General features: G+C 65.6%; 23 protein-coding genes. 11 read left to right on the top strand and 12 right to left on the bottom strand.

The genetic code is table 11. From position 1 onward, the window contains the following. Nucleotides 1-37: 37 nt before the first annotated feature. The 3 genes from Q0P59_RS04230 to aspA all read right to left on the bottom strand — a co-directional run bounded on the left by Q0P59_RS04230 (nucleotide 38) and on the right by aspA (nucleotide 3672). Nucleotides 38-793 (bottom strand): TSUP family transporter, encoded by a 756-nt coding sequence (locus Q0P59_RS04230; RefSeq protein WP_295003903.1) that lies wholly within the window; start codon nucleotides 791-793, stop codon nucleotides 38-40. Between the two features lie 113 nt (nucleotides 794-906). After that, nucleotides 907-2208, bottom strand: a complete 1302-nt coding sequence (locus Q0P59_RS04235; protein WP_295003905.1) for a dicarboxylate/amino acid:cation symporter — start codon at nucleotides 2206-2208, stop codon at nucleotides 907-909. Nucleotides 2209-2247: 39 nt separating this feature from the next. Further along, on the bottom strand, nucleotides 2248-3672 hold the full coding sequence (gene aspA / locus Q0P59_RS04240) for an aspartate ammonia-lyase (protein WP_295003907.1): 1425 nt from the start codon (nucleotides 3670-3672) through the stop codon (nucleotides 2248-2250). 860 nt (nucleotides 3673-4532) lie between these two features. Here aspA and Q0P59_RS04245 point away from each other — a divergent pair. From Q0P59_RS04245 to Q0P59_RS04260, 4 genes are all read left to right on the top strand, one after another. Then, nucleotides 4533-5741: an MFS transporter gene (locus Q0P59_RS04245; protein WP_295003909.1), complete on the top strand. Its 1209-nt coding sequence runs from the start codon at nucleotides 4533-4535 to the stop codon at nucleotides 5739-5741. Nucleotides 5742-5753: 12 nt separating this feature from the next. Next, nucleotides 5754-6215: a single-stranded DNA-binding protein gene (gene ssb, locus Q0P59_RS04250; protein ID WP_295003911.1), complete on the top strand. Its 462-nt coding sequence runs from the start codon at nucleotides 5754-5756 to the stop codon at nucleotides 6213-6215. 64 nt (nucleotides 6216-6279) lie between these two features. Further along, complete coding sequence (locus tag Q0P59_RS04255; RefSeq protein ID WP_295003913.1) at nucleotides 6280-7128, top strand: HDOD domain-containing protein; 849 nt, start codon at nucleotides 6280-6282, stop codon at nucleotides 7126-7128. Nucleotides 7129-7231: 103 nt separating this feature from the next. Further along, a complete protein-coding gene (locus tag Q0P59_RS04260) occupies nucleotides 7232-9124 on the top strand; it encodes a potassium transporter Kup (RefSeq protein ID WP_295003915.1) in 1893 nt (630 codons plus the stop codon). Between the two features lie 27 nt (nucleotides 9125-9151). Here Q0P59_RS04260 and Q0P59_RS04265 read toward each other — a convergent pair whose 3' ends face one another. From Q0P59_RS04265 to Q0P59_RS04275, 3 genes are all read right to left on the bottom strand, one after another. Next, nucleotides 9152-10276: a GGDEF domain-containing protein gene (locus tag Q0P59_RS04265; RefSeq protein ID WP_295003917.1), complete on the bottom strand. Its 1125-nt coding sequence runs from the start codon at nucleotides 10274-10276 to the stop codon at nucleotides 9152-9154. Between the two features lie 11 nt (nucleotides 10277-10287). After that, nucleotides 10288-10776, bottom strand: coding sequence for a D-glycero-beta-D-manno-heptose 1-phosphate adenylyltransferase (gene rfaE2 / locus Q0P59_RS04270; RefSeq protein WP_295003919.1), 489 nt, complete (start codon nucleotides 10774-10776; stop codon nucleotides 10288-10290). 114 nt (nucleotides 10777-10890) lie between these two features. Next, a complete protein-coding gene (locus tag Q0P59_RS04275) occupies nucleotides 10891-11202 on the bottom strand; it encodes a hypothetical protein (RefSeq protein ID WP_295003921.1) in 312 nt (103 codons plus the stop codon). A 270-nt stretch (nucleotides 11203-11472) separates the two neighbouring features. On the opposite strand from Q0P59_RS04275, the gene Q0P59_RS04280 reads away from it, so the two are divergent. Then, on the top strand, nucleotides 11473-12030 hold the full coding sequence (locus tag Q0P59_RS04280; RefSeq protein ID WP_295003923.1) for a glutathione peroxidase: 558 nt from the start codon (nucleotides 11473-11475) through the stop codon (nucleotides 12028-12030). Between the two features lie 39 nt (nucleotides 12031-12069). Here Q0P59_RS04280 and Q0P59_RS04285 read toward each other — a convergent pair whose 3' ends face one another. After that, complete coding sequence (locus Q0P59_RS04285; protein WP_295003925.1) at nucleotides 12070-12393, bottom strand: hypothetical protein; 324 nt, start codon at nucleotides 12391-12393, stop codon at nucleotides 12070-12072. Between the two features lie 207 nt (nucleotides 12394-12600). On the opposite strand from Q0P59_RS04285, the gene Q0P59_RS04290 reads away from it, so the two are divergent. Beyond that, complete coding sequence (locus Q0P59_RS04290; protein WP_295003927.1) at nucleotides 12601-13524, top strand: DNA-binding response regulator; 924 nt, start codon at nucleotides 12601-12603, stop codon at nucleotides 13522-13524. A 90-nt stretch (nucleotides 13525-13614) separates the two neighbouring features. Here the strand turns inward: Q0P59_RS04290 and Q0P59_RS04295 are convergent, their stop codons facing one another. From Q0P59_RS04295 to Q0P59_RS04310, 4 genes are read right to left on the bottom strand one after another with little or no spacing between them, the layout of a single operon-like run. Continuing rightward, nucleotides 13615-14280 (bottom strand): BON domain-containing protein, encoded by a 666-nt coding sequence (locus Q0P59_RS04295; RefSeq protein WP_295003929.1) that lies wholly within the window; start codon nucleotides 14278-14280, stop codon nucleotides 13615-13617. Further along, nucleotides 14280-14870 (bottom strand): phosphoheptose isomerase, encoded by a 591-nt coding sequence (locus Q0P59_RS04300; RefSeq protein WP_295003931.1) that lies wholly within the window; start codon nucleotides 14868-14870, stop codon nucleotides 14280-14282. The genes Q0P59_RS04295 and Q0P59_RS04300 overlap by 1 nt, the downstream gene beginning before the upstream one ends. 41 nt (nucleotides 14871-14911) lie before the next feature. Continuing rightward, on the bottom strand, nucleotides 14912-15277 hold the full coding sequence (locus Q0P59_RS04305; RefSeq protein ID WP_295003933.1) for an HIRAN domain-containing protein: 366 nt from the start codon (nucleotides 15275-15277) through the stop codon (nucleotides 14912-14914). Further along, nucleotides 15255-15617, bottom strand: a complete 363-nt coding sequence (locus Q0P59_RS04310; RefSeq protein WP_295003935.1) for a YraN family protein — start codon at nucleotides 15615-15617, stop codon at nucleotides 15255-15257. The genes Q0P59_RS04305 and Q0P59_RS04310 overlap by 23 nt, the downstream gene beginning before the upstream one ends. A 9-nt stretch (nucleotides 15618-15626) precedes the next feature. Here Q0P59_RS04310 and rsmI point away from each other — a divergent pair, with 9 nt between their 5' ends. The 5 genes from rsmI to Q0P59_RS04335 all read left to right on the top strand — a co-directional run bounded on the left by rsmI (nucleotide 15627) and on the right by Q0P59_RS04335 (nucleotide 19112). Continuing rightward, nucleotides 15627-16463: a 16S rRNA (cytidine(1402)-2'-O)-methyltransferase gene (rsmI, locus tag Q0P59_RS04315; protein WP_295003937.1), complete on the top strand. Its 837-nt coding sequence runs from the start codon at nucleotides 15627-15629 to the stop codon at nucleotides 16461-16463. Nucleotides 16464-16466: 3 nt separating this feature from the next. Continuing rightward, entirely contained in the window at nucleotides 16467-16787 is a 321-nt protein-coding gene (locus Q0P59_RS04320) for a hypothetical protein (protein WP_295003939.1), read from the top strand. 68 nt (nucleotides 16788-16855) lie between these two features. After that, nucleotides 16856-17887 carry a dihydroorotase gene (gene pyrC / locus Q0P59_RS04325; protein WP_295003941.1) on the top strand — a complete coding sequence of 344 codons (1032 nt, stop codon included), beginning with the start codon at nucleotides 16856-16858 and terminating at the stop codon, nucleotides 17885-17887. Nucleotides 17888-17898: 11 nt separating this feature from the next. Continuing rightward, nucleotides 17899-18339 carry a hypothetical protein gene (locus Q0P59_RS04330; protein WP_295003943.1) on the top strand — a complete coding sequence of 147 codons (441 nt, stop codon included), beginning with the start codon at nucleotides 17899-17901 and terminating at the stop codon, nucleotides 18337-18339. Further along, entirely contained in the window at nucleotides 18336-19112 is a 777-nt protein-coding gene (locus Q0P59_RS04335; RefSeq protein ID WP_295003945.1) for a DUF3025 domain-containing protein, read from the top strand. The genes Q0P59_RS04330 and Q0P59_RS04335 overlap by 4 nt, the downstream gene beginning before the upstream one ends. Before the next feature lie 23 nt (nucleotides 19113-19135). Here Q0P59_RS04335 and leuA read toward each other — a convergent pair whose 3' ends face one another. Then, nucleotides 19136-20821, bottom strand: a complete 1686-nt coding sequence (gene leuA, locus Q0P59_RS04340) for a 2-isopropylmalate synthase (RefSeq protein WP_295003947.1) — start codon at nucleotides 20819-20821, stop codon at nucleotides 19136-19138. Nucleotides 20822-20855 lie beyond the last annotated feature (34 nt).

Raw genomic sequence — 20855 nt, forward strand, 5'->3', positions numbered from 1 at the left:
ACGGGCGGTCCGGGCAGGGTGGCCTATGTTACCGCGCTCAGCCGAGGAGATCGGCCAGTTGCTTGGCGATGAGCACGACGACGACGCCGAGGAAGGCCTTGCGGATGAAGCCGGCGCCATGCTTGAGCGCCAGGTGGGTGCCCATCCACGAGCCGGCCAGGTTGCACACGGCCATGATCAGGCCGACCTGCCAGAGGATGGGGCCGTGGCTGGCGAAGAAGGCGATGGCCGACAGGTTGGTGGCGAAGTTGATGACCTTGGCGCTGGCCGAGCCCTGCACGAAATCCATGCCGAACAGGCGGACGAAGCCGAAGATCAGGAAGCTGCCGGTGCCCGGGCCGAAGAAGCCGTCGTAGACGCCGATGACGCCGCCGAACAGGGCGCCCTTCCAGCGGTCGCGGCCGTCGATGACGCGCGTCACCTGCTGGCCGAGATCCTTTTTCATGAAGGTGTACAGCGCCACGGCGATCATCATCACGATGACCAGCGGGCGCATGGTTTCGCGCGGCAGCCAGGCGACCAGCGCGGCGCCGCCCCAGGCGCCGAGCAGGGCGGCGACGGTGGCGGGGAGGACGACGGCCCACGGGATGCGCACGCTGCGCGCATAGCGCCACAGCGCGGCGCCGGTGCCGGCGATGCTCGACACCTTGTTGGTGCCGAACAGGATGGGGATGGCCGTCTGCGGGAACTGCGAGAGCAGCACGGGAATCTGGATGAGGCCGCCGCCGCCGACCACGGCATCGACCATGCCGGCGAAGAAGGCTGCGGGAGCGAGGATGGTCCAGTCGATCATGGTCGGATTATCGTGTGTTCAGGGCTTCTTCAGTAAAAAAGCCCGGCGCGGACGCCGGGCAAGCAAGGGGATCGGCACAGAGGGTTGGCCGAACCCTGAGGAGACGAAAACGCTCAGGCGCCCTGGGTGACGATGTCTTCCGGCACCGGCAGGGCCTCGTCGGCATCGGCCAGTTCGGCCGGCACCGGGTCGATGGCGCCTTCCCATTTGGCGACGGCGGCGGTGGCGATGGCGTTGCCCAGCACGTTGGTCACGGTGCGGCCCATGTCGAGGAAGTGGTCGATGCCGAGGATCAGCAGCAGGCCGGCTTCAGGCAGGCCGAACATGGGCAGCACGGCGGCGACGACGACCAGCGAGGAACGCGGCACGCCGGCGATGCCCTTGGAGGACACCATCAGCACCAGCAGCATGGTGATCTGGGCGGTCAGCGACATCGGGATGTCGTAGGCCTGGGCGATGAACAGGGCCAGGAAGGTGGTGTACATCATCGAACCGTCGAGGTTGAACGAGTAGCCGAGCGGCAGCACGAAGCCGGTGACGCGGTTCTTGATGCCGAACTTCTCGAGCTGTTCCATCAGCTTCGGATAGACCGATTCGCTGCTGGCGGTCGAGAAACCGACCAGCATCGGGCCGCGCACCAGGTTGAGCAGGCGGAAGATGTCCTTGCCGAGCACGACGTAGCCGGCGAAGATGAGCACGCACCACAGCACGGCGAGGGCGACGTAGAAGCTGAGCATGAACTTGCCGAAGACGGCCAGCATGCCGAGGCCCTGGGTGGTGATGGCACCGGCCACGGCGCCGAAGACGCCGAACGGGGCGAAGCGCATCACGTAGTCGGTGACCTTGAGCATGACGTGCACCACTTCATCCATGGTGTTGACCAGCGAGCGGGCGGTCTGGTTGTGCAGGTGGCCGAGGGCCAGGCCGAAGAACACCGCGAAAACCAGGATCTGCAGGATCTCGTTGCCCGACATGGCTTCCATGATGCTCTTCGGGAAGACGTGGGTGATGAAGTCCTTGAGGTTCAGCGCGCTGGTCTTCAGGTTCAGGCCGGCGGCGCTTTCCGGCAGCGGCACGGCGAGCGCGGCGCCCGGCTGCAGCAGGTTGGCGAACAGCAGGCCGATGAACAGCGAGCAGAACGAGGCGGCGATGAACCAGCCGAGCGCCTTGGCGCCGATACGGCCGACGGTCTTCGAGTCGCCCATGTTGGCCAGGCCGGCAACCAGGGTGGCGAAGACGAGCGGGGCGATGATCATCTTGATCATGCGCAGGAAGATGTCGGTCAGGATGCCGAAGTAGCCGGCGATTTCCTTGGCGGCGGCCGGCGACGGCGCCAGCGCGTTGCAGGCGTAGCCGACGGCGACGCCGAGGACCAGGGCGATGCCGATCCAGGTGGTCAGGCGGTTCATTTTCATGATGGTTTCCTTGTGGTACTGGGTGGAAATGCGCCCGGATCAGGCGGCGACAGGAAGGGGAATGTTTTGCGGGCGGGTCAGCACCTCGGGGCGCAGCACCTCGGCCAGTTGCTCGGGGCTCATCAGGCCGCGCTCGATGACCACCTCGGCGACGCCGCGCCCGCTGCGGAAGGCCTCGGCGGCGACTTCGGTGGCGTTGGCGTAGCCGATGTAGGGGTTGAGCGCGGTGACGATGCCGATCGAGCGCTCGACCGATTCGCGCAGCACGTCGCGGTTGGCGGTGATGCCGCTGACGCAGTGGTCGGCCAGCACGCGGCAGCCGTTGGTCAGGTGCAGCGCGCTCTTGAACAGGCTGTGGGCGATGATCGGCTCGAAGGCGTTGAGCTGCAGCTGGCCGGCCTCGGCGGCGAAGGTCACGGTGCTGTCGTTGCCGATGACCTCGAAGGCGATCTGGTTCACCACTTCCGGGATCACCGGATTGACCTTGCCCGGCATGATCGACGAACCGGCCTGGCGCGCCGGCAGGTTGATCTCGTTGAAACCGGCGCGCGGGCCGGAGGAGAGCAGGCGCAGGTCGTTGCAGACCTTGGACAGCTTGACGGCGACGCGCTTGAGGACGCCGGACAGCTGCACGAAGCTGCCGCAATCCTGCGTCGCCTCGATCAGGTTGGGGGCGGTGACGACCGGGATGCCGCTGACCTCGGCCAGCTTGCGGCAAACCAGCGGGGCGTAGTCGGGGTGGGCGTTGATGCCGGTGCCGATGGCGGTGGCGCCGAGGTTCATCTCGCGGATCAGCAGGGCGGCTTCCTTGAGGCGCTCCTCGTCCTCGCCCAACATCACGGCGTAGGTCGAGAACTCCTGGCCGAGGGTCATCGGCACGGCGTCTTGCAGCTGGGTGCGGCCCATCTTCAGCACGTCGGCGAATTCGTCGGCCTTGCGCTCGAAAGCCTTGCGCAGGTAGGCCATGGCGTCGACCAGGCGGAAGATGCCGACGTAAGTGGCCAGCTTCAGCGCCGTCGGATAGACGTCGTTGGTCGACTGGCTCATGTTGACGTGCTCGTTCGGATGCAGCGCCTTGTAGTCGCCGCGTTCCTTGCCGAGGATTTCCAGCGCGCGGTTGGCGATCACCTCGTTGGCGTTCATGTTGGTCGAGGTGCCGGCGCCGCCTTGGATGACGTCGACCACGAACTGGTCGTGGAGCTTGCCGTCGATCACTTCGCGGCAGGCGGCGACGATGGCGTCGGTGCGCGTCGCGTCGAGCAGGCCGAGTTGGCGATTGGCCTGGGCGGCGGCCTTCTTGATCTGGGCCAGGGCGCGGATCAGGTCGGGATAGACGGCGATGGGAATGCCGGTGATCGGGAAGTTCTCCAGGGCGCGCAGGGTGTGCACGCCGTAATAGGCGCTGGCGGGAACTTCGCGGTCGCCGAGCAGATCGTGTTCGAGGCGGGTCGGTGTGGTGGGCATCGGTTGTCTCCTGTGGTTGTCCATGGCCGGCAGCGGCGAGGCTGCGGGTGGGTTTCTTATTGCACGCGGCGTGCCAGGAGGTTGTGTGTTGCAAGTTGCTGGTTTTTAAGGAGTTGTGGTGAGGGTGTGGGCGGGGCGTTGTCGGAAAACCGAATTTGGTGGTGTTGGGGTGTTCGGGTTTCCGAACGGGGGCTCGGCTATTGACGGTTGTTTTCCGCCCTTGCGGGGCGTCTTACTTTCTTTTGCGTCGCCAAAAGAAAGTAAGCAAAGAAAAGGCGACCCCGGGTCGGTGCCCGCTGCGCGGGTTCCCTGCGCTACTCGAAACGCCGGGCGGCTTGCCTGAACTCGCCTGCGGCTCAGACAAGGCAAGCCGAAGGCCCCCGGCATTTCTGCGTTGCTCGGCACCTTCCAAGGGGCCCGGAAAAGCGTCCGGGACCGAACAGTGGCTCTTGGTATTGGGCTTTTCCGCGACCAGCGATCGCATTCAATTTTGTGCGTGCTGCCTATCCCCGCGACGCCTTTCGGGTCCCCATGTGGAGCGCCGAGCAACGCAGCTGCCGGCGGAAAAAGGGCGAGGACTGTCTGAGGGCGCAGCCCGAGTTCCGCAGCCCCCGCCGGCGGCGAGTAGCGCAGGGAAGTCGGCAACGCCGACCGCGTAAGTTGGGGTCGCCTTTTCTTTGGCTACTTTCTTTTGGCGAAGCAAAAGAAAGTATGCCCGCCCCGCAAGGGCGGAAAACAACGCTCGAACAAGAGACCACCTTTGATCCGCACCAACAAGAACCTCAGGTCGCCTCCCATTCCCCTACCCCCAAACCTGCTAAACTTTCCCACCCGCTGCAATGCAACATAACCAAACCATAATGTCCCCCCCCTCCGATCGCATGAGCCCCGAGGAACGCCGCGCCGGCGCTTCGCTGGCTTCCATCTTCGCCTTGCGCATGCTCGGCTTGTTCCTGATCCTGCCGGTGTTTTCGGTCTATGCGAAAACCCTCCCCGGGGGCGACAACCTGGCGTTGGTCGGTTTCGCGCTGGGCGCCTATGGCCTGACCCAGGCTTTTTTCCAGATTCCCTACGGCATCGCATCGGACATCTTCGGGCGCAAGCAGGTCATCGTCGTCGGCCTGCTCGTCTTTGCGCTGGGCAGCTTTGTCGCCGCCTGGGCGCCGGACATGAACTGGATCATCGTCGGTCGCGTGCTGCAGGGCATGGGGGCCATTTCGGCCGCGGTGACCGCGCTGGCCGCCGACCTGACGCGCGAGGAGCACCGCACCAAGGTGATGGCGATGATCGGCTCGTCGATCGGCCTGGTCTTTGCCCTGTCGCTGGTCGGCGCACCGATCCTCTATGGCTGGATCGGCATGTCCGGGCTGTTCATCATGACCGGCGTCCTTGCCCTGGCCGCCATCGTCCTGCTGCTCAAGGCCGTGCCGCCGGCGCCGGCGCCGCACGGGCACGAAAAGCTGCCGCTGCGCCGGGTAATTTTCGATGCCGATCTGCTGCGCCTGAATACGGGTATCTTCACGCTGCACATGGTGCAGATGGCCATGTTCGTCGTGCTGCCGCACGCCCTGGTCGAGCATGGCGGCCTGGAGGCGGCGGCGCACTGGAAGGTCTATCTGCCGGCGGTGCTGGTTTCCTTTGTCGTCATGGTGCCGGCGATCATCGCCGCCGAGCGCAAGGACAAGATGCGCCCGGTCTTCATCGCCGCCGTCGGCTTGCTGGTCGTCGTCCAGGCCGGCCTGTATGCGCTGCATGAAAGTCTGTGGGCGCTGGCCCTGTGGCTGCTTCTTTTCTTCGTCGCCTTCAACGTGCTGGAAGCAACGCTGCCGTCACTGGTTTCGCGGACCGCGCCGCCCTCGGCCAAGGGCGCGGCGCTGGGCGTTTACAACACGACCCAGGCGATGGGGCTTTTCATCGGCGGCGCGCTGGGCGGATATATTGCGCAGCATTTCGGCGATAATGCTGTTTTTGCTGCGTGCACCGGTCTGGTCCTGATCTGGCTGGCGGTGGCGAGCACCATGAATTTTCCGCAGCGGCGCCAGCCGGCCGGTGCGGCACCAACTGTTTAGGAGATACAGGCAATGGCATCGGTAAACAAATGGATCGGCATCGGTAATCTGGGTCGCGATCCGGAAACGCGCTATACCGCCAGCGGCGAGGCGATCTGCAATTTCAGCATCGCCTGCACCGAAAGCTGGCGGGACAAGCAGAGCGGCGAGCGCAAGGAAATGACCGAGTGGGTCCGCATCTCGGCTTTCGGCAAGCTGGCCGAGATTTGCAGCCAGTACCTGAAGAAGGGCTCCCAGGTTTATGTCGAGGGCAGCCTGCGTACCCGCAAGTGGACGGACAAGGATGGCCAGGAGCGCTACACCACCGAAATCCGCTGTGACGACATGAAGATGCTCGGTTCGCGTCAGGGCATGGGTGCCCCGGCCGGTGGCGGCGGTGGCGGTTACGACGAACCGACCGATTACGCCCCGGCGCCGCCGAAGAACAAGCCGAAGCCCTCCTTCGACGATCTGGGCGACGATATCCCGTTCTGACCCGCCGACAGCCGGGACGTTTCGGTTCCCGGCTTCGCCCGAACATTCGTTCAAAGGTATCCGCATGACCAACGCCGTCACCTTCAAGGTTCTCGAAGACATCGCCCGCGACCTGTCGGGCTCCGAGATCACTTTCCCGACCTTTCTCGACATCACCTTCCAGGTGCGCAGCGCGCTCAAGGATCCCAACCTGAGCATCGAGCAATTGGCGAAGCTGGTCGGCGCCGAGCCGCTGATGAGCGCCAAGATCATTCGCATGGCCAACTCGGTGGCGCTGAACCCGAGCGGCCGCGAGATCGCCGACGTCAAGAGCGCCATCGTCCGGGTCGGCATGGAGGCGGTGCGCACGGTGTCCTTCGCGGTGGCCATGGAGCAACTGCTGAAGTCCAAGCAGATGCAGCCGTTCGAGGGGATTTCCCAGCGCCTGTGGGAGCACACCTCGCACGTCGCGGCGCTGTGCCGCGTGCTGGCCCGCAAGCTGGCCAAGATCAACGGCGACGAGGCGATGTTCACCGGCCTGGTGCACGACCTCGGCGTCTTCTACCTGATGTCCCGCGCCGCCAATTTCCCCGAGCTGGTCAACGACAAGGTCGAACTGCACGGCCTGCTCGTCGGCTGGCACGACAATATCGGCCATGCCCTGCTGTCGGCCCTGGGGTCGCCGGAACAGGTGCTGGATGCGGTGCGCGACCACGAAACCGACCGCGAGATCGAATCGGTCGGCAACCTGTCGGACGTGCTCTACGTCGCCAACAAGATCGCCAATCGCACCTCCTGCTGGCGCGATCCGGAGCTTGACGGGGCGGTCGACACCTCGATGCTCGATACCCTGTTCGACGCCGAGACGCTGGCCGAGATCGTCGAGGAGTCGGAAGAGGAAGTCCAGTCGCTGAAGGCCGCGCTGGGCGGCTGAGCAGGGCCGGTGGTCGCGCCGCCTGCACGGGCCGCGCTGCTGCCGGATCAACCGTGGAGCGGCCCGGACAGAAGGCCGCCAGATAGTCAGGAAACAGCATTCCATGAGCAACCAACCCGCGGCCGATGATATTTCCGGCAAGCGTTTTGCCGCACTGGCCTTGGCCGCCCTCGGCGTCGTCTATGGCGACATCGGCACCAGCCCGCTCTACGCGGTCAAGGAAGTCTTCGCCGGCAACCACCCGATCCCGGTCAACGAAGCCAACATCTACGGCAGCCTGTCGCTGTTCTTCTGGGCCTTGATCATCGTCGTCTCGGTCAAGTACGTGACTTTCATCATGCGCGCCGACAACCGGGGCGAGGGCGGCATCATGGCGCTGATCGCGCTGGCGCTGCACACGGTGCAGGACAAGCCGCACCACGCCCGGTGGATCATGATCGTCGGGGTGCTCGGCGCGGCGATGTTCTACGGCGACGGCATGGTGACTCCGGCCATTTCGGTGCTGTCCGCCGTCGAGGGGCTGGAGGTCGGGGCGCCGGCGCTGCACCCCTTCATCATTCCGATCACCATCGTCGTGCTGTTCGGGCTGTTCTTCGTCCAGAAAAGCGGCACCGCCGTGGTCGGCGCCTTCTTCGGACCGGTCATGCTGATCTGGTTCTCGGTGCTGGCCCTGCTCGGCATCAACAATATCGTTGTCCACCCGGAAATCCTGGCGGCGCTGAATCCGCTCCACGGCTACCAGTTCCTGCTCGCCAACAAGGCCATGTCGCTGGTCGCCATGGGCAACGTCGTGCTGGCGGTGACCGGGGCCGAGGCCTTGTACGCCGACATGGGGCACTTCGGGCGCAAGCCGATTTCTCGCGCCTGGTTCGCCTTCGTGCTGCCGGCGCTGGTGCTCAACTACTTCGGCCAGGGCGCGGCCATTCTGGCCGACCCGGCGGTGGCCGACAATTCCTTCTTCCGCTCGGCTCCGGAGTGGTCGCTGTATCCGCTGATCGGCCTGGCCACCCTGGCCACGGTGATCGCCTCGCAGGCGGTGATTTCCGGCGCCTTCTCGGTGACCCGCCAGGCCATGCAGCTCGGTTTCGTGCCGCGCATGGAGGTGCAGCACACCAACGAGAAGGAGCAGGGGCAGATCTACCTGCCGGCCGTCAATTGGGGCCTGATGGTCGCCGTGATGATCCTGGTGCTCGGTTTCAAGTCGTCGAACAACCTCGCCGCCGCCTACGGCATCGCCGTCACCGGCGACATGGTCATCACCTCCATCCTGGCCACGGTCGTCGCCGCCAAGGTCTGGGGCTGGGGCTGGCTCAGGGCCGGCCTGCTGTTCGCCTGCTTCCTCGCCGTCGAACTCGTCTTCCTGACCGCCAACATCCTGAAGATTCCCGATGGCGGCTGGTTCCCGCTGGTCGCCGGGATGGGCGTCTTCATCCTGATGACGACCTGGAAGCGCGGCCGCCAGCTGCTCTCCGACCGCCTGAAGGGCGAGCGCCTCGAACTGTCGATGTTCATCGAGTCGCTGGCTTCGTCGATGCCGACGCGGGTGGCCGGGACCTCGGTATTCCTCAACGCCGATCCGAAGGGCGTGCCGCACGCCCTGCTGCACAACCTGATGCACAACAAGGTGCTGCACGAGCGCGTCGTGCTGGTGTCGGTGCAGTTCTTCGACGTGCCTTACGTGCCGGATATCGACCGGGTCGAGGTGCGCCAGCTCAAGGAGAACTTCTGGAGCGTCATCGTCCAGTACGGTTTCAAGGATGAGCCGGACATCCCGCTGGCGATGGGCATGTGCGTCGCTTCGGGCCTTGAGTTCAGCTCGCTGGAAACCTCCTACTTCATCGGCCGCGAGACGCTGATTCCCCGCCTCGGTTCCGAAATGGCCTTCTGGCGCGAAAAGCTCTTCGTCGCCATGTTCCGCAACGGCGGCTCGGCTACGGCCTTCTTCAACATCCCGAGCAACCGGGTCGTCGAACTCGGGACGCAGGTCGTCCTGTAGCAAGCGGGAGCCTGTCGCGGCAGGCTCTCAAATCCAGTGGCTGCGGTTGCGGCCGTCCTGCTTGGCGGCATAGAGCGCCCGGTCGGCGCGGCTCAGGGAAGTCAGCTCGTCGTCGTCCGGGTGACGTTCCGTGCAGCCGATGCTGGCCGTGAAGGCGATCGGGCGATGGCTTTCCGGATGCTCGGCCGGGCGGTTACGGATGGCCTCGAGCAGCCGTCCGACCACGATCCCGGCGGCATCGGCCGGGGTGTCGACCAGCATGATGGCAAACTCTTCGCCGCCGATGCGCCCCAGTTTGTCGATGCTGCGCAACTGTTCCTGGAGCAGGGCCGACAGATGAACGAGCACCGCATCGCCGGCCGGATGCCCCTGGCTGTCGTTGATCTGCTTGAAGTGGTCGATGTCGATCATGAGCACGGTGAGCGGGCTGTTCAGGCGCTGGCTGCGGGTCAGTTCGCCGGCCAGGGCGGCCATGAAGGCGCGACGGTTGAGCAGGCCGGTCAGCGAGTCGGTGGTGGCCAGGTAGCGCAACTCCTCCTCCAGCGCCGCGCGCTGGATAACCTCGTTCTCGAGATGGTCGCGTTCGTCCTTGAGCGCGGCATTCTGGTTCTGCAGCCGGATCTGGTAACGCTCGAGCAGAACTTCCGACCAGCACAGCACGCCGGTGATCATCAGGGCCAGGATGGTGTAGCGGACAGCGAAGATCGACGAGTAGGCGTGCGAGCCTTCCAGCCCCCCGGCCTGGAACATCAGGCCGCAGGCGATGGCGATGGCGCCGATCGACCAGGCGGTTCCTTCGCGCGGCGGCAGCAGCATGATCGAGGTCAGCGGTACGGTCAGGAACCACAGGCTGCGCGCGTGCTCGGTGCCCGAAAAGGCCACCAGGTAGAGCATCAGGGCGGTATGGCAGGCGATGCCGGGGCGGATGGCCCGGTAGCCGCCCTGTTTGCGCCAGAGCAGGAAGGCGCCGATGCTGACGGCCAGTGCGGTCAAGGTGCCCAGGATGGTGAGCGCCGGACTGCCCTCGGCGATGCCCGTGCCGACGCCGTAGCCGATGATGGGCAAGCCGACGACCAGGAAGGCCGCGGCCCGCAGGCGGGTTTGCTGCTCCCGCTCGCTGAGGCCCTCGGCTTCCCTGGGATGCGTCGGCATGGCCTGTTTGCTCAGAGGCGCCGGATTTTTTCCAGCAGCGCGGTGGTCGATTTCTGGTGGATGAAGGGGATCGAATGAACGCTGCCGCCCCAGCCATTGACCTCCTGGCAGCCGACAATCTTGTCGACCGGCCAGTCGCCGCCCTTGACCAGGATCTCCGGCCGGCATTCCAGGATGCGCTGGAGCGGCGTGTCCTCGTCGAACCAGGTGACCAGCGAGACGCAGCCGAGCGAGGCCATCACCGCCAGCCGGTCTTCCAGGGCATTGACCGGGCGGTCGTCGCCCTTGCCCAGGCGCTTCACCGAGGCATCGGTATTCAGCGCGACGACCATGGTGGTGCCGAGGGCGGCTGCCTGGGCCAGGTAGGTGACGTGGCCGCGGTGCAGGATGTCGAAGCAGCCGTTGGTGAATACCAGCGGACGGGCGAGTTGGGCGGCGCGTGCGGCGAGTTCCCCGGGGGGGCAGATTTTGGTTTCGAAACCGGGTTGGGCGTAGGACATGGCGTGTAGGTCGGTGGCAATGCCCCCATTTTAGTGCCTGTCGGGGGCGGCTGCATGAAAAGCGAATGCCCCCGGCCATTCCCCGCCGGGGCGGAAAGGGGCTTGCCGTCCGCTTCAGCGCGCCTGACGCCGGAGGACGGCGTCGAGCTCGGGGCAGTGGCTGGCGCGGTCGGCGCAAATCCGCTGCCCGATGCGCAGCGCCTCGTCGACTTCGCGTGCCGCCGGCGAGTGCGCGAGCAGCATCGGGAAATCGCGTGGCGCATCGCAGACCTTGAAGATCTGGATCAGCACATTGCTACATGCCTGGTAGTAGTTGGGGTCGAGGCGGACGTCGCGGGCCCCGCTGTCGCAGTCGTCGACGTAGGCGGCCGCGCGGCTGGCGGTCGCGGCGAGCGATTCGATATCCAGTTGGCTGCAGTAGGTCATGATGCGGCTCCTGTGCGTTGCCCCGGCAAACCTGCCGGTCACGCCTCTATTAACGTCATGCCGCGCCAAAGGTTGAGCCCGGCGCGGAGGGGAAACAAAACGATACAAAGCTGCTACCTTCCGTCATGGCATGTCGCCGGCCGGCGAACGCCATGGCGCGAGGATGGTCAATTCACTTGTGGGTAGCGATCATCGGGCCGTCGGACGAATGCCGGCGGGGCCGAGGTGGAGCGGGCGATTCGTCCCGGACGGAACAGACAGGAGCTGAAGATGAAAGGTTTTCTCAAACGCTGGCTCGGCATCGTCGGCCTGATTTCGGCGGGCGTACTGCCGGCGAGCGCCGCGGCAGCCTGCCCGCCCTTGCTCGACCACACGTTCAGCGTTCTGCAGGACGGCAAGCCGATGCCGCTGTGCCAGTACGCCGGCAAGGTGGTTCTCGTCGTCAATACCGCCAGCTACTGCGGCTTCACCTCGCAGTACGACGGGCTGGAGAAGCTGTATGCCCGCCTCCGGGACAAGGGACTGGTGGTCGTCGGTTTTCCGTCCAACGATTTCGGCGAGCAGGAGCCGGGCAGCGACAAGGAAATCGCCGATTTCTGCCGGCTGACCTATGGCGTCGAGTTCCCGATGGTCGGCAAGACGGTGGTCAAGGGCAGGGATGCCAATCCCTTCTATCGACAGCTGGCCGAGATCACCGGTAGCCGGCCGAAGTGGAATTTCCACAAATACCTGATCAATCGCGACGCGACGCAGGTGGTGGCCTACACCAGCTTTACCAAGCCCGACGACAAGGACCTGCTGAAGAAGATCGACGAATTTCTCAAGTAAGCGCACTATTGCCAGCGCTCGGCGGCCGCCCGGTCCGGCTTAGGCGTGCAGCGGGGGCGGTGGGCGCAGGCAGCCTTCGATGGCGCGGTCCAGGCGCGTGCGCAAGGTCAGCGCGGCCTGGTCGGGTGTGGCTTCCGAGAGCTTGAAGCAGGTGTCGGTCAGGCCCTCGATCAGGTCGTACAGCCAGACGTGTTCCCAGGTTTCGTCCACCGGCGTGCCCGTCGTCTCCCAGCTGTTGGTGAGCCCCATGGTGTAGATCAGCTCCTGCATCAGGTCGTGCACGACCGAATGCACGTCCGGGCTGGACGCGGGATTGTCCAGGTGTAGACGGGCTCTTTGGAGCGATGATAGTACGTACTTCATTCGGGGGTTCATTCGGGGCGGAGGCAGGATGCTGACTTAGATGTTAATGATTGGCCGCGGGAACCTATCCCTAAAGTTAGGGGTACGGTTGAATAAATAAAACGATAAAATCGACACAAATAACTGGTCGGGGTGTTTATGCCGCCTCAGATGCAAAAATTGCTGTGTGTGGAGCCATCCCTAACCCAGCAGGCAATCGTTCAGCAGATGGCCAAGCAATATGGACTCGACTTTGTTGCCTGCTCCGGCGAGGCCGAGGCCCTGCGCATGCTGGAGGATGACTACGCCTTGATGGTGGTGGCCAACGAATTGGCCGATGGCGACAGCCTGCAACTGATCGAGGCGGTCCGCCTGTCGATCGAGACGGCGATGTTGCCGGTCGCCTTCGTGACTGGCAACGAAGACCGTGCGCTGGCCAACGTGGCGATGCGGGCCGGGGCGACCGAGGTGTTCCTGCGGCGCGATCCGTGCGCCCTGGGCGACTTCATCGCCGCTTATGTGGCGGATCGCGAGCAGGCGCATTTCAGCGGCCGGGTCCTGCTGCTCGAGGACTCGGAGTCGCACGCCAGCTACGTGGTGCACCTGTGCCGCGCGCTCGGCCTCGAGGTGGATGTCTGCACCAGCGTCAAGGCCGGATTGGCGCGCTACCGCCGGGGAAAGTACCAGCTGCTCATCGTCGATGTCGTTCTGGAGGGCATACAGAGCGGTATCAGCATGGTGCGTGACGTCCGCGAGCGGCATCTGGACGGCCGGCAGCCCATACTCGTCATGTCGGGCTATGACGATCTGCCGCGGCGGCTGCTGGCCTTGAAAAGCGGCGCGGACGATTTCATCAGCAAGCCGTTCTCGCCGGAAGAGTTGATCTGGCGCCTGACCAAGCTGCTCCGCACCTACGCGCTGTCCGATGCCGAGCCGGTGTCGCCGATGCCCGAAGGGCAGGATTTCATGTCCCTGCTCTCGCAGCGGGAACGCGAGATTGCCGAAAGGATACTGGCGGCCAAGACCGACAAGGAAATCGCCCGCGAGATGGGGATTTCGTTCTGGACGGTGCGCAGCCACATCGAGCAGATTTTCATCAAGACCGGCGCCCACAATCGCCGCGACCTGATCGTGCGCTATCGCGGCAAGTAAGGCCGGGCGTCGTTCCCAAGCGAACAGGGCGCCCCGGTTGCCCGGGACGCCCTGTCGGCGCAGCCCGCCTTCCGGCAGGGCGCTGGCGAATCAGCGGTTCTCGACCGGCGCGCTCGGCGGCGGCGGGTTGCGGGCGCCCAGCACCTGGTTGTCGAGGCGGCGGGTTTCATCCTCGCCGACCACTTCCAGCACGTTGACCACCTTGACCACGCCGGCCGTAGTGCGGGCGACGGCGATGGCGACCTTGGCCTCGCGCTCGTTGACGATGCCCATCAGATAGACGATGCCGCGCTCGGTCAGCACCTTGATGTGGTTGGCCGACAGCTGGTTGGTGTCGACCAGGCGGGCCTTGACCTTGGAGGTGATGAAGCTGTCGTTGCTGCGGCTGGTCAGCGGCGTGGCCGGGCCGATGCCCAACTCGTTGAAGACGTCCTTGACCCCTTCGATCTTGCGAATTTCCGCTTCGATGCTGGCCTTGGCATCTTCGTTCGGCACTTCGCCGGTGATCAGGATGCGGCGGTTGAAGGCGGTGAAGTTGGCGTGCGCCTGCTTGGCGTACTGCGCCGGAACGTGGTTGTTGGCCTTCCATTCCATGGTTTCATCGTCGGTCTGCGTGCCGGTCGAGCGGCGGTCGTGCGCCGACATCACGCTGGCCGCGGCGGCGGTGCCGAGCAGGGCGGCCTCGACGCAACCCTGCAGGCCGGGCAGGGCGACGATCAGGGCCAGGGCGGCGAGGCTCAGTTTGGCTTTTTGCATCATTCGACTCCGAGAAGCAGTGCATCGATGCCATCGCACAGGCAGTGGATGATCAGCAGATGGGTTTCCTGGATGCGCGCCGTGCGGTCGGCCGGCACGCAGAGGTGGATGTCGTCGTCGAGCAGCATGTCGCCGATCTGGCCGCCGCCCTTGCCGGTCAGCGCGATGACGCGCATGTCGGCTTCGTGGGCGGCCTTGATCGCCTCGATGACGTTGCCGGAATTGCCGGAGGTCGAGATCGCCAGCAGCACGTCGCCGGCGTGGCCGAGGCCGCGCACCTGCTTGGAGAAAATCTGGTTGAACGAATAGTCGTTGGCGATGGCGGTCAGGATCGAGCTGTCGGTGGTCAGCGCGATGGCGGCCAGTTCCTGGCGCTCGGCTTCGAAGCGGCCGATCAGTTCGGCGGCGAAATGCTGCGCGTCGCCGGCCGAGCCGCCGTTGCCGCAGGCGAGAATCTTGCCGCCGTTGATCAGGCTGTTGGTCATCGTCTCGATGGCGGCGGCAATCGGAGCGGCCATCAGTTCGACGGCGTTGAGCTTGGTGTGGGCGCTGTCCTCGAAATTCTTGGCGACGCGGGCAATCAGATCCATAACGTTCGGGCTTTTGTGTCTATAGATCAAGGCATTCTACCTCACAGCTCGACGAAGACCTCGAAGGCCACCCGCAGCCATGGATTTTTGTTGTCGTTTACCGACGACACGCGGGCGGTCAATCGCTCGCCGGCATCCATGGCGTCGGCGATCAGGCGGTTCTCGGCGCGCGGCACGTAGCCCAGCTTCTGCCCGCGCCATTCGACGCGGACGGCGTTGCGGTCGTGGCGATTGTCCGGTTCGCGCACCAGGGTCAGCTCATCCCCCGCCCGGATCTCCTGCCATAGCGCGCTCAAGGCGTAATACTGGCTGCCGGCCAGCGGCGAGCTCTGGATCAGCGCGCGCACGCCTTCCGCCTGGGCGCAGCCCAGCCAGGCGAGCAGGCTAAGCGTCGGCAGAAAACGCATCCTTGAGCCATTCCAGGCGTTCGCCGTCGATCAGCACGCAATCGAAACGGCAGTCGCATTCCGGTTTGCCGGCGAGATAGTGCCGGGCGGCGAGAATGATGTGGCGCTGCTTGCCGGTCGTGATGCTGGCGGCAGCGCCGCCGAAGTCGTTGCGGCTGCGCTGGCGCACTTCGACGAAGACCAGGCGCCGGCCGTCGCGGCAGATCAGGTCGATCTCGCCGCCGCGCACGCGGAAATTGCGCGCGACGAGCTGCAGGCCGCTGCGTTTCAGGTGGCGCGCCGCCCGCTCCTCGGCTTCGCGGCCGCGGGCGGTGGTGGTATCGTTGGTCTTTGCCTGCATCCCGAAAAAATGACGGAAGAATTCGCTGCATTGTATGTTGTCCCGACGCCGCTCGGGAATCTCTCCGACCTGACGCGGCGGGCCGAGGAAGTCCTGCGCGCGGTGCCCTGGGTCGCCGCCGAGGACACCCGGCACAGCGGCCCGCTGCTCAAGCAGCTCGGCGCCCGGGCGCGCACCCTGCCGGCGCACCGGCACAACGAACACGAGGCGGCTGGGCGCATTGTCGAGCGCCTGCAGGCCGGCGAATCGGTGGCGCTCATTTCCGACGCCGGCACCCCCGGCATTTCCGACCCCGGCGCCCGCGTCGTCGCCGCCGTGCGCGCCGCCGGCTGCAAGGTGGTGCCGCTGCCCGGGCCGTGTGCCGCGACCACGGCACTGTCGGCTTCCGGCCTGCTCGACGAGCATTTCCTGTTCTACGGCTTCCTGCCCTCCAAGGGCGGGCAGCGCCGGCAGGCGCTGGAGGAACTGCGCGATACCCCCTGCGCCCTGGTTTTCTACGAGGCGCCGCATCGCGTGCTGGAAACCGTGGCCGACATGGCAACGGTGTTCGGCGAGCGGACGCTGGTCATTGCCCGCGAGCTGACCAAGCTGTTCGAAAGCGTGCATTCCCTGCCCCTGGGCGAAGCGCTGGACTGGCTGAAGGAGGACGCCAACCGCCAGCGCGGCGAATTCGTGCTGATGCTCTCCGGTGCGCCGGAAGGCGGTGACGACGGCGAAGGCGAGCGCGTGCTCAGGCTGCTGCTCGCCGATGGCCTGCCGACCAAGCAGGCGGCCAAGCTGGCGGCGGCGATCACCGGCGCGGCGAAGAACGCGCTCTACGAGCGGGCGCTGGCCCTGAAGGGCTAAGGCGTGGGCAGCGGGCTGACGCCGGTCGTCATCCGCTCGCGGGCAGGCCGCCGGGCCCTGCTGGTGCTGGCGCTTCTGTGGGCGGTGGCCGGCTGGTGGATCGTCGTCGATGGGAGCCTGATGCTGTCGCTCGGCAGGCGCTCCCGGAATGCGGCGCTGATCGACGGCGGGCAGGCCTTGTTCATGGCTGCCGTCTTCCTCTCGCTGTCGACGCTCACGGCAGCGGCCGTCCTGCAGAGCCTGCGGGCCGGCAGGCGTTGGTATGGAATGCTGCTGTGCGCCAACCTCGGTTTGCCGATTGTTGCCTGGCTTGCCCTCCATTGAAGGGTATCTCTTCGTTGCGCCGGGCGGCGGGCTGTTAAAATCGCGGAAGAATGTTTCCGGAAATCCACATGCAACTGACCATCACCCGCCCCGACGACTGGCATCTCCACCTGCGCGACGGCGAGGCGCTCGCCGCCGTGCTGCCGCACACCGCGCGCCAGTTCGGCCGCGCCATCGTCATGCCCAACCTGAAGCCGCCGGTGACCACCGTCGAGCAGGCCGCCGCCTACCGCGACCGCATCCTGGCCGCCGTGCCGGCCGGCATGGCTTTCGAGCCGCTGATGACGCTGTACCTGACCGACAATACGCCGGCCAGCGAAGTGGCCAAGGCCGCCGCGTCCGGCTTTGTCAAGGCGGTGAAGCTGTATCCGGCCGGGGCGACGACCAATTCCGATGCCGGGCTGACCGATATCGCCAAGGCCTACGCCACGCTGGCCGAAATGGAGCGCGTCGGCCTGCCGCTGCTGGTGCATGGCGAGGTGACCGACCAGACGGTCGATCTCTTCGACCGCGAAAAGGTCTTCATCGACACCGTGCTGCTGCCGCTGACGCAGCGTTTCCCGAAGCTGCGCGTGGTCATGGAGCACATCACCACCAAGGATGCCGCCGAATTCGTGGCCTCCACGCCGGCCAACGTCGGCGCGACGATTACCGCGCATCACCTGCTCTACAACCGCAACGCCATCTTCCAGGGCGGCGTGCGGCCGCACTGGTACTGCCTGCCGGTGCTCAAGCGCGAGACGCATCGCGAGGCGCTGGTCGCCGCGGCGATTTCGGGCAACCCGAAATTCTTCCTCGGTACCGACTCGGCGCCGCACGCGCGGGGCGCCAAGGAAGCGGCCTGCGGTTGCGCCGGCTGCTACACGGCCTACGCCGCCATCGAGCTGTATGCCGAAGCCTTCGAACAGGCCGGTGCGCTGGACAAGCTGGAGGGCTTCGCCAGCTTCCACGGTGCGGACTGGTACGGCTTGCCGCGCAATGCCGAGCGGATTACGCTGGCCAAGGAGAGCTGGACGGTGCCGGGCGAATATCCCTACCTGGCGACCGACAGCATCGTGCCGCTGCGCGCCGGCGAAACACTGACCTGGAAAATGCTCTGAGGAAACCGACCATGCGTCTGCGTCATCTTCTCCTGCCGCTGTTCGCCCTGCCGCTGCTGTCGGCCTGTGTGAACGATGGCGCGACGTACGAGATCGACAACACCCGCGAGCATGTGCTGTCGCTGATCCGCGAGCAGCCGTATTTCTGGGACAGCAAGCTCAATCTCTACCTGGTCGTTTCCCGGATGCCGGCCTGCATGCGCCGGCACAGCCTGGGCGTGGCGACGGAGAAGACCAGGGTCGAGGTCTACCAGGTGCCGTCCGGCGCCTTCATCGTCAAGGCCGGCAAGAAGATGTTCGCGACCGAGACGCAGACCTGCGAGAGCTTCGCCAGGATGGACAGCGAGCCGCCGGAGGGGCTGGGGACCTTGAAGGGGACCTTCCGCCTGAAGAAAGGTGTGCTTGTGTTCGTCAAGGAAGACGAGGCGGACAATACCGCCGCCGAAGAGTGAGCGCTCGCTCGCCTTTTGCGGGTTTCCTGTTCGACCCGCTGCGTCCCTGGCTGGATCGCTTGCCGGACCGCCCCGATGCCGCGGCGCTGGCCGAACTGGCCGGGCGCTTCCCGGTGCATCTCGATAACGGGCAGCGCATCCGCTTCGTGCCGCCACAGGCCGACGGCCGGATCTACGAGTGCCGCATCCATGAGTCCGGCGAGGTCGAGACCCGCCCGGACAACTGGCACGACTTCTTCAACGCCCTCGTCTGGTTGAACTTTCCGCAAACCAAGAAGGCGATCAGCGCCGCCCACGTCCGCGCCATGCAGGCACCGGGCGAATTGCGGGGCAAGGTGCGCGACGCGCTGACCCATTTCGACGAGTGCGGCATCGCCGTGCTGGCTAGCCGGCCGGAACTGCTCGACTGCCTGCGCGGGTTTCGCTGGAAGGAGCTGTTTGTCGAACGGCGCGACGAGGTCCGGCGACACATGCGCTTCGTGGTCTTCGGCCACGCCACCTACGAGCAGTTGCTGGCGCCGTTTCGCGGCCTGACCTCCAAGGCGCTGCTCTATCCGGTGGATGCATCCTGGCTGGCGCTGCCGGCGGCCGACTTGAGCCTTGCGGTGGATGGCTTGCTGGCGGCCGATGTAGGGGCCGGCCGCGTCACCCGCTCGGCCGATCTCCAGCCCCTGCCCTTGCTGGGCATTCCGGGCCTGGTGCCGGCCAGCGAGGACCCGGCCTATTACGACGATACCTGGCAGTTTCGTCCGGGCCGGCGCCAGCGCAACTGAGCGCGCGGCGCCGGCTCCGTCGCTCAGGCTGCCTGCTGGACGCGTCCGACGACCTCGAGGCGGTTGATGCCGCTGACGATGGCCTTGATCGACGCGGTGACGATGTTGCTGTCGATGCCGACACCGAAGGTTTCGCCCTTGCCGCTGGCCGCCATTTCGACGAAGGCGCAGGCCCGGGCGTTGCCGTCCTCGCCCATCGGCACCATCGAACGCTCCTCGTAGTTGCGGACCTGCACCTTGATGCCGGCGCTTTCGAGGGCGTGCATGGCCGCGTTGATCGGACCGTTGCCTTCGCCGGTGAGGATGTGCGGCGTGCCGTCGATGTCGACCGAGAGGCGGATGCCTTGCGCGCTTCCGTGCTCGTAGAGATGGTGTTCGCGGTAGCGAACGACGCTTTCGGCCGCGAGGTAGGTCTGGCTGAAGATGTTCCAGATCGCGTCGGCGCTGACCTCGCCGCCGTGCTTGTCGGTGTATTGCTGGACGACGCCGGAGAACTCGACCTGAAGACGGCGCGGCATGATCACGCCGTACTCGGTTTCCATCAGGTAGGCGATGCCGCCCTTGCCCGACTGGCTGTTGACGCGGATCACCGAGTCGTAGCTGCGGCCGACGTCGGCCGGGTCGATCGGGAGGTAGGGCACTGACCATTGCTCATCCGCCTTTTGAGCGGAGAACCCCTTCTTGATGGCGTCCTGGTGGGAGCCGGAGAAGGCCGTGAAAACGAGATCCCCGACGTATGGGTGGCGCGGGTGGATCGGGAGCTGGCTACAGTGTTCGAAGGTGCGCGCAACGGCGTTGATGTCCGAGAAGTCGAGGCCCGGATGGACGCCTTGCGTGTACATGTTGAGGGCGAGGGTGACGAGGTCGACGTTGCCGGTGCGCTCGCCATTGCCGAAGAGGCAGCCCTCGACGCGGTCGGCGCCGGCCATGAGGCCGAGCTCGGCGGCGGCGACGGCGGTGCCGCGGTCGTTGTGCGGGTGGAGGCTGATGATCACGCTGTCGCGGCGTTCGAGGTTGCGGTGCATCCACTCGATCTGGTCGGCGTAGACGTTGGGCGTGGCGATCTCGACGGTGGTCGGGAGGTTGAGGATGACCTTGCGCTGCGGCGTGGCGCCCCAGGTGGCGGTGACGGCGTCGCAGACTTCCTTGGCGAAATCAAGCTCGGTGGCGGTGAAGGTTTCCGGGCTGTATTCGAGGGTGATCTCGGTTTCCGGCATCTCGTCGGCAAGCGTGCGGACGAGGCGCACGGCGTCGGTGGCCATGGCGACGACCTCGGCCTTGCTCATGCCGAAGACGTTGTCGCGGAAGACCTTGCTGGTGGCGTTATAGACGTGGACGATGGCCTTGGGCGCACCCTTGAGCGACTCGAAGGTGCGGCGGATGAGGTGTTCGCGGGCCTGGGTAAGCACTTCGATGGTCACGTCGGCGGGAATGTGGCCGCCTTCGATGAGGCCGCGCACGAAGCCGAACTCGGTTTCCGAGGCCGACGGGAAGGCGACTTCGATTTCCTTGAAGCCGATGGCGCAGAGCATCTGGAACATGCGCATCTTCTTGTCGGCGTTCATCGGCTCGAAAAGGGCCTGGTTGCCGTCGCGGAGGTCGGTGCTCATCCAGGTCGGCGCCCTGTCGATGACGCGGCCCGGCCATTGGCGGTCGGCGAGTCGTACCGGCGGGAAGGCGGTGTATTTGGTGCTGGGGTTCGGCTTCATGGCGCTGTTCCTGAAAGGGGATTCGATGGACTGA

This window comes from uncultured Dechloromonas sp. (assembly GCF_945957265.1).
Lineage (GTDB): Bacteria > Pseudomonadota > Gammaproteobacteria > Burkholderiales > Rhodocyclaceae > Azonexus.

Bases quoted from the DNA above. Each gene is read 5' to 3' on its own strand.
- pyrC (WP_295003941.1), top strand. From the start codon at position 16,856: ATGCAACTGACCATCACCCGCCCCGACGACTGGCATCTCCACCTGCGC.
- Q0P59_RS04245 (WP_295003909.1), top strand. From the start codon at position 4,533: ATGTCCCCCCCCTCCGATCGCATGAGCCCCGAGGAACGCCGCGCCGGC.
- aspA (WP_295003907.1), bottom strand. From the start codon at position 3,672: ATGCCCACCACACCGACCCGCCTCGAACACGATCTGCTCGGCGACCGC.
- Q0P59_RS04330 (WP_295003943.1), top strand. From the start codon at position 17,899: ATGCGTCTGCGTCATCTTCTCCTGCCGCTGTTCGCCCTGCCGCTGCTG.
- ssb (WP_295003911.1), top strand. From the start codon at position 5,754: ATGGCATCGGTAAACAAATGGATCGGCATCGGTAATCTGGGTCGCGAT.
- Q0P59_RS04230 (WP_295003903.1), bottom strand. From the start codon at position 793: ATGATCGACTGGACCATCCTCGCTCCCGCAGCCTTCTTCGCCGGCATG.
- Q0P59_RS04310 (WP_295003935.1), bottom strand. From the start codon at position 15,617: ATGCAGGCAAAGACCAACGATACCACCACCGCCCGCGGCCGCGAAGCC.
- rsmI (WP_295003937.1), top strand. From the start codon at position 15,627: ATGACGGAAGAATTCGCTGCATTGTATGTTGTCCCGACGCCGCTCGGG.
- Q0P59_RS04235 (WP_295003905.1), bottom strand. From the start codon at position 2,208: ATGAAAATGAACCGCCTGACCACCTGGATCGGCATCGCCCTGGTCCTC.
- Q0P59_RS04260 (WP_295003915.1), top strand. From the start codon at position 7,232: ATGAGCAACCAACCCGCGGCCGATGATATTTCCGGCAAGCGTTTTGCC.
- Q0P59_RS04285 (WP_295003925.1), bottom strand. From the start codon at position 12,393: ATGAAGTACGTACTATCATCGCTCCAAAGAGCCCGTCTACACCTGGAC.
- Q0P59_RS04265 (WP_295003917.1), bottom strand. From the start codon at position 10,276: ATGCCGACGCATCCCAGGGAAGCCGAGGGCCTCAGCGAGCGGGAGCAG.
- Q0P59_RS04295 (WP_295003929.1), bottom strand. From the start codon at position 14,280: ATGCAAAAAGCCAAACTGAGCCTCGCCGCCCTGGCCCTGATCGTCGCC.
- Q0P59_RS04255 (WP_295003913.1), top strand. From the start codon at position 6,280: ATGACCAACGCCGTCACCTTCAAGGTTCTCGAAGACATCGCCCGCGAC.
- Q0P59_RS04305 (WP_295003933.1), bottom strand. From the start codon at position 15,277: ATGCGTTTTCTGCCGACGCTTAGCCTGCTCGCCTGGCTGGGCTGCGCC.
- Q0P59_RS04275 (WP_295003921.1), bottom strand. From the start codon at position 11,202: ATGACCTACTGCAGCCAACTGGATATCGAATCGCTCGCCGCGACCGCC.
- Q0P59_RS04280 (WP_295003923.1), top strand. From the start codon at position 11,473: ATGAAAGGTTTTCTCAAACGCTGGCTCGGCATCGTCGGCCTGATTTCG.
- leuA (WP_295003947.1), bottom strand. From the start codon at position 20,821: ATGAAGCCGAACCCCAGCACCAAATACACCGCCTTCCCGCCGGTACGA.
- Q0P59_RS04300 (WP_295003931.1), bottom strand. From the start codon at position 14,870: ATGGATCTGATTGCCCGCGTCGCCAAGAATTTCGAGGACAGCGCCCAC.
- rfaE2 (WP_295003919.1), bottom strand. From the start codon at position 10,776: ATGTCCTACGCCCAACCCGGTTTCGAAACCAAAATCTGCCCCCCCGGG.
- Q0P59_RS04290 (WP_295003927.1), top strand. From the start codon at position 12,601: ATGGCCAAGCAATATGGACTCGACTTTGTTGCCTGCTCCGGCGAGGCC.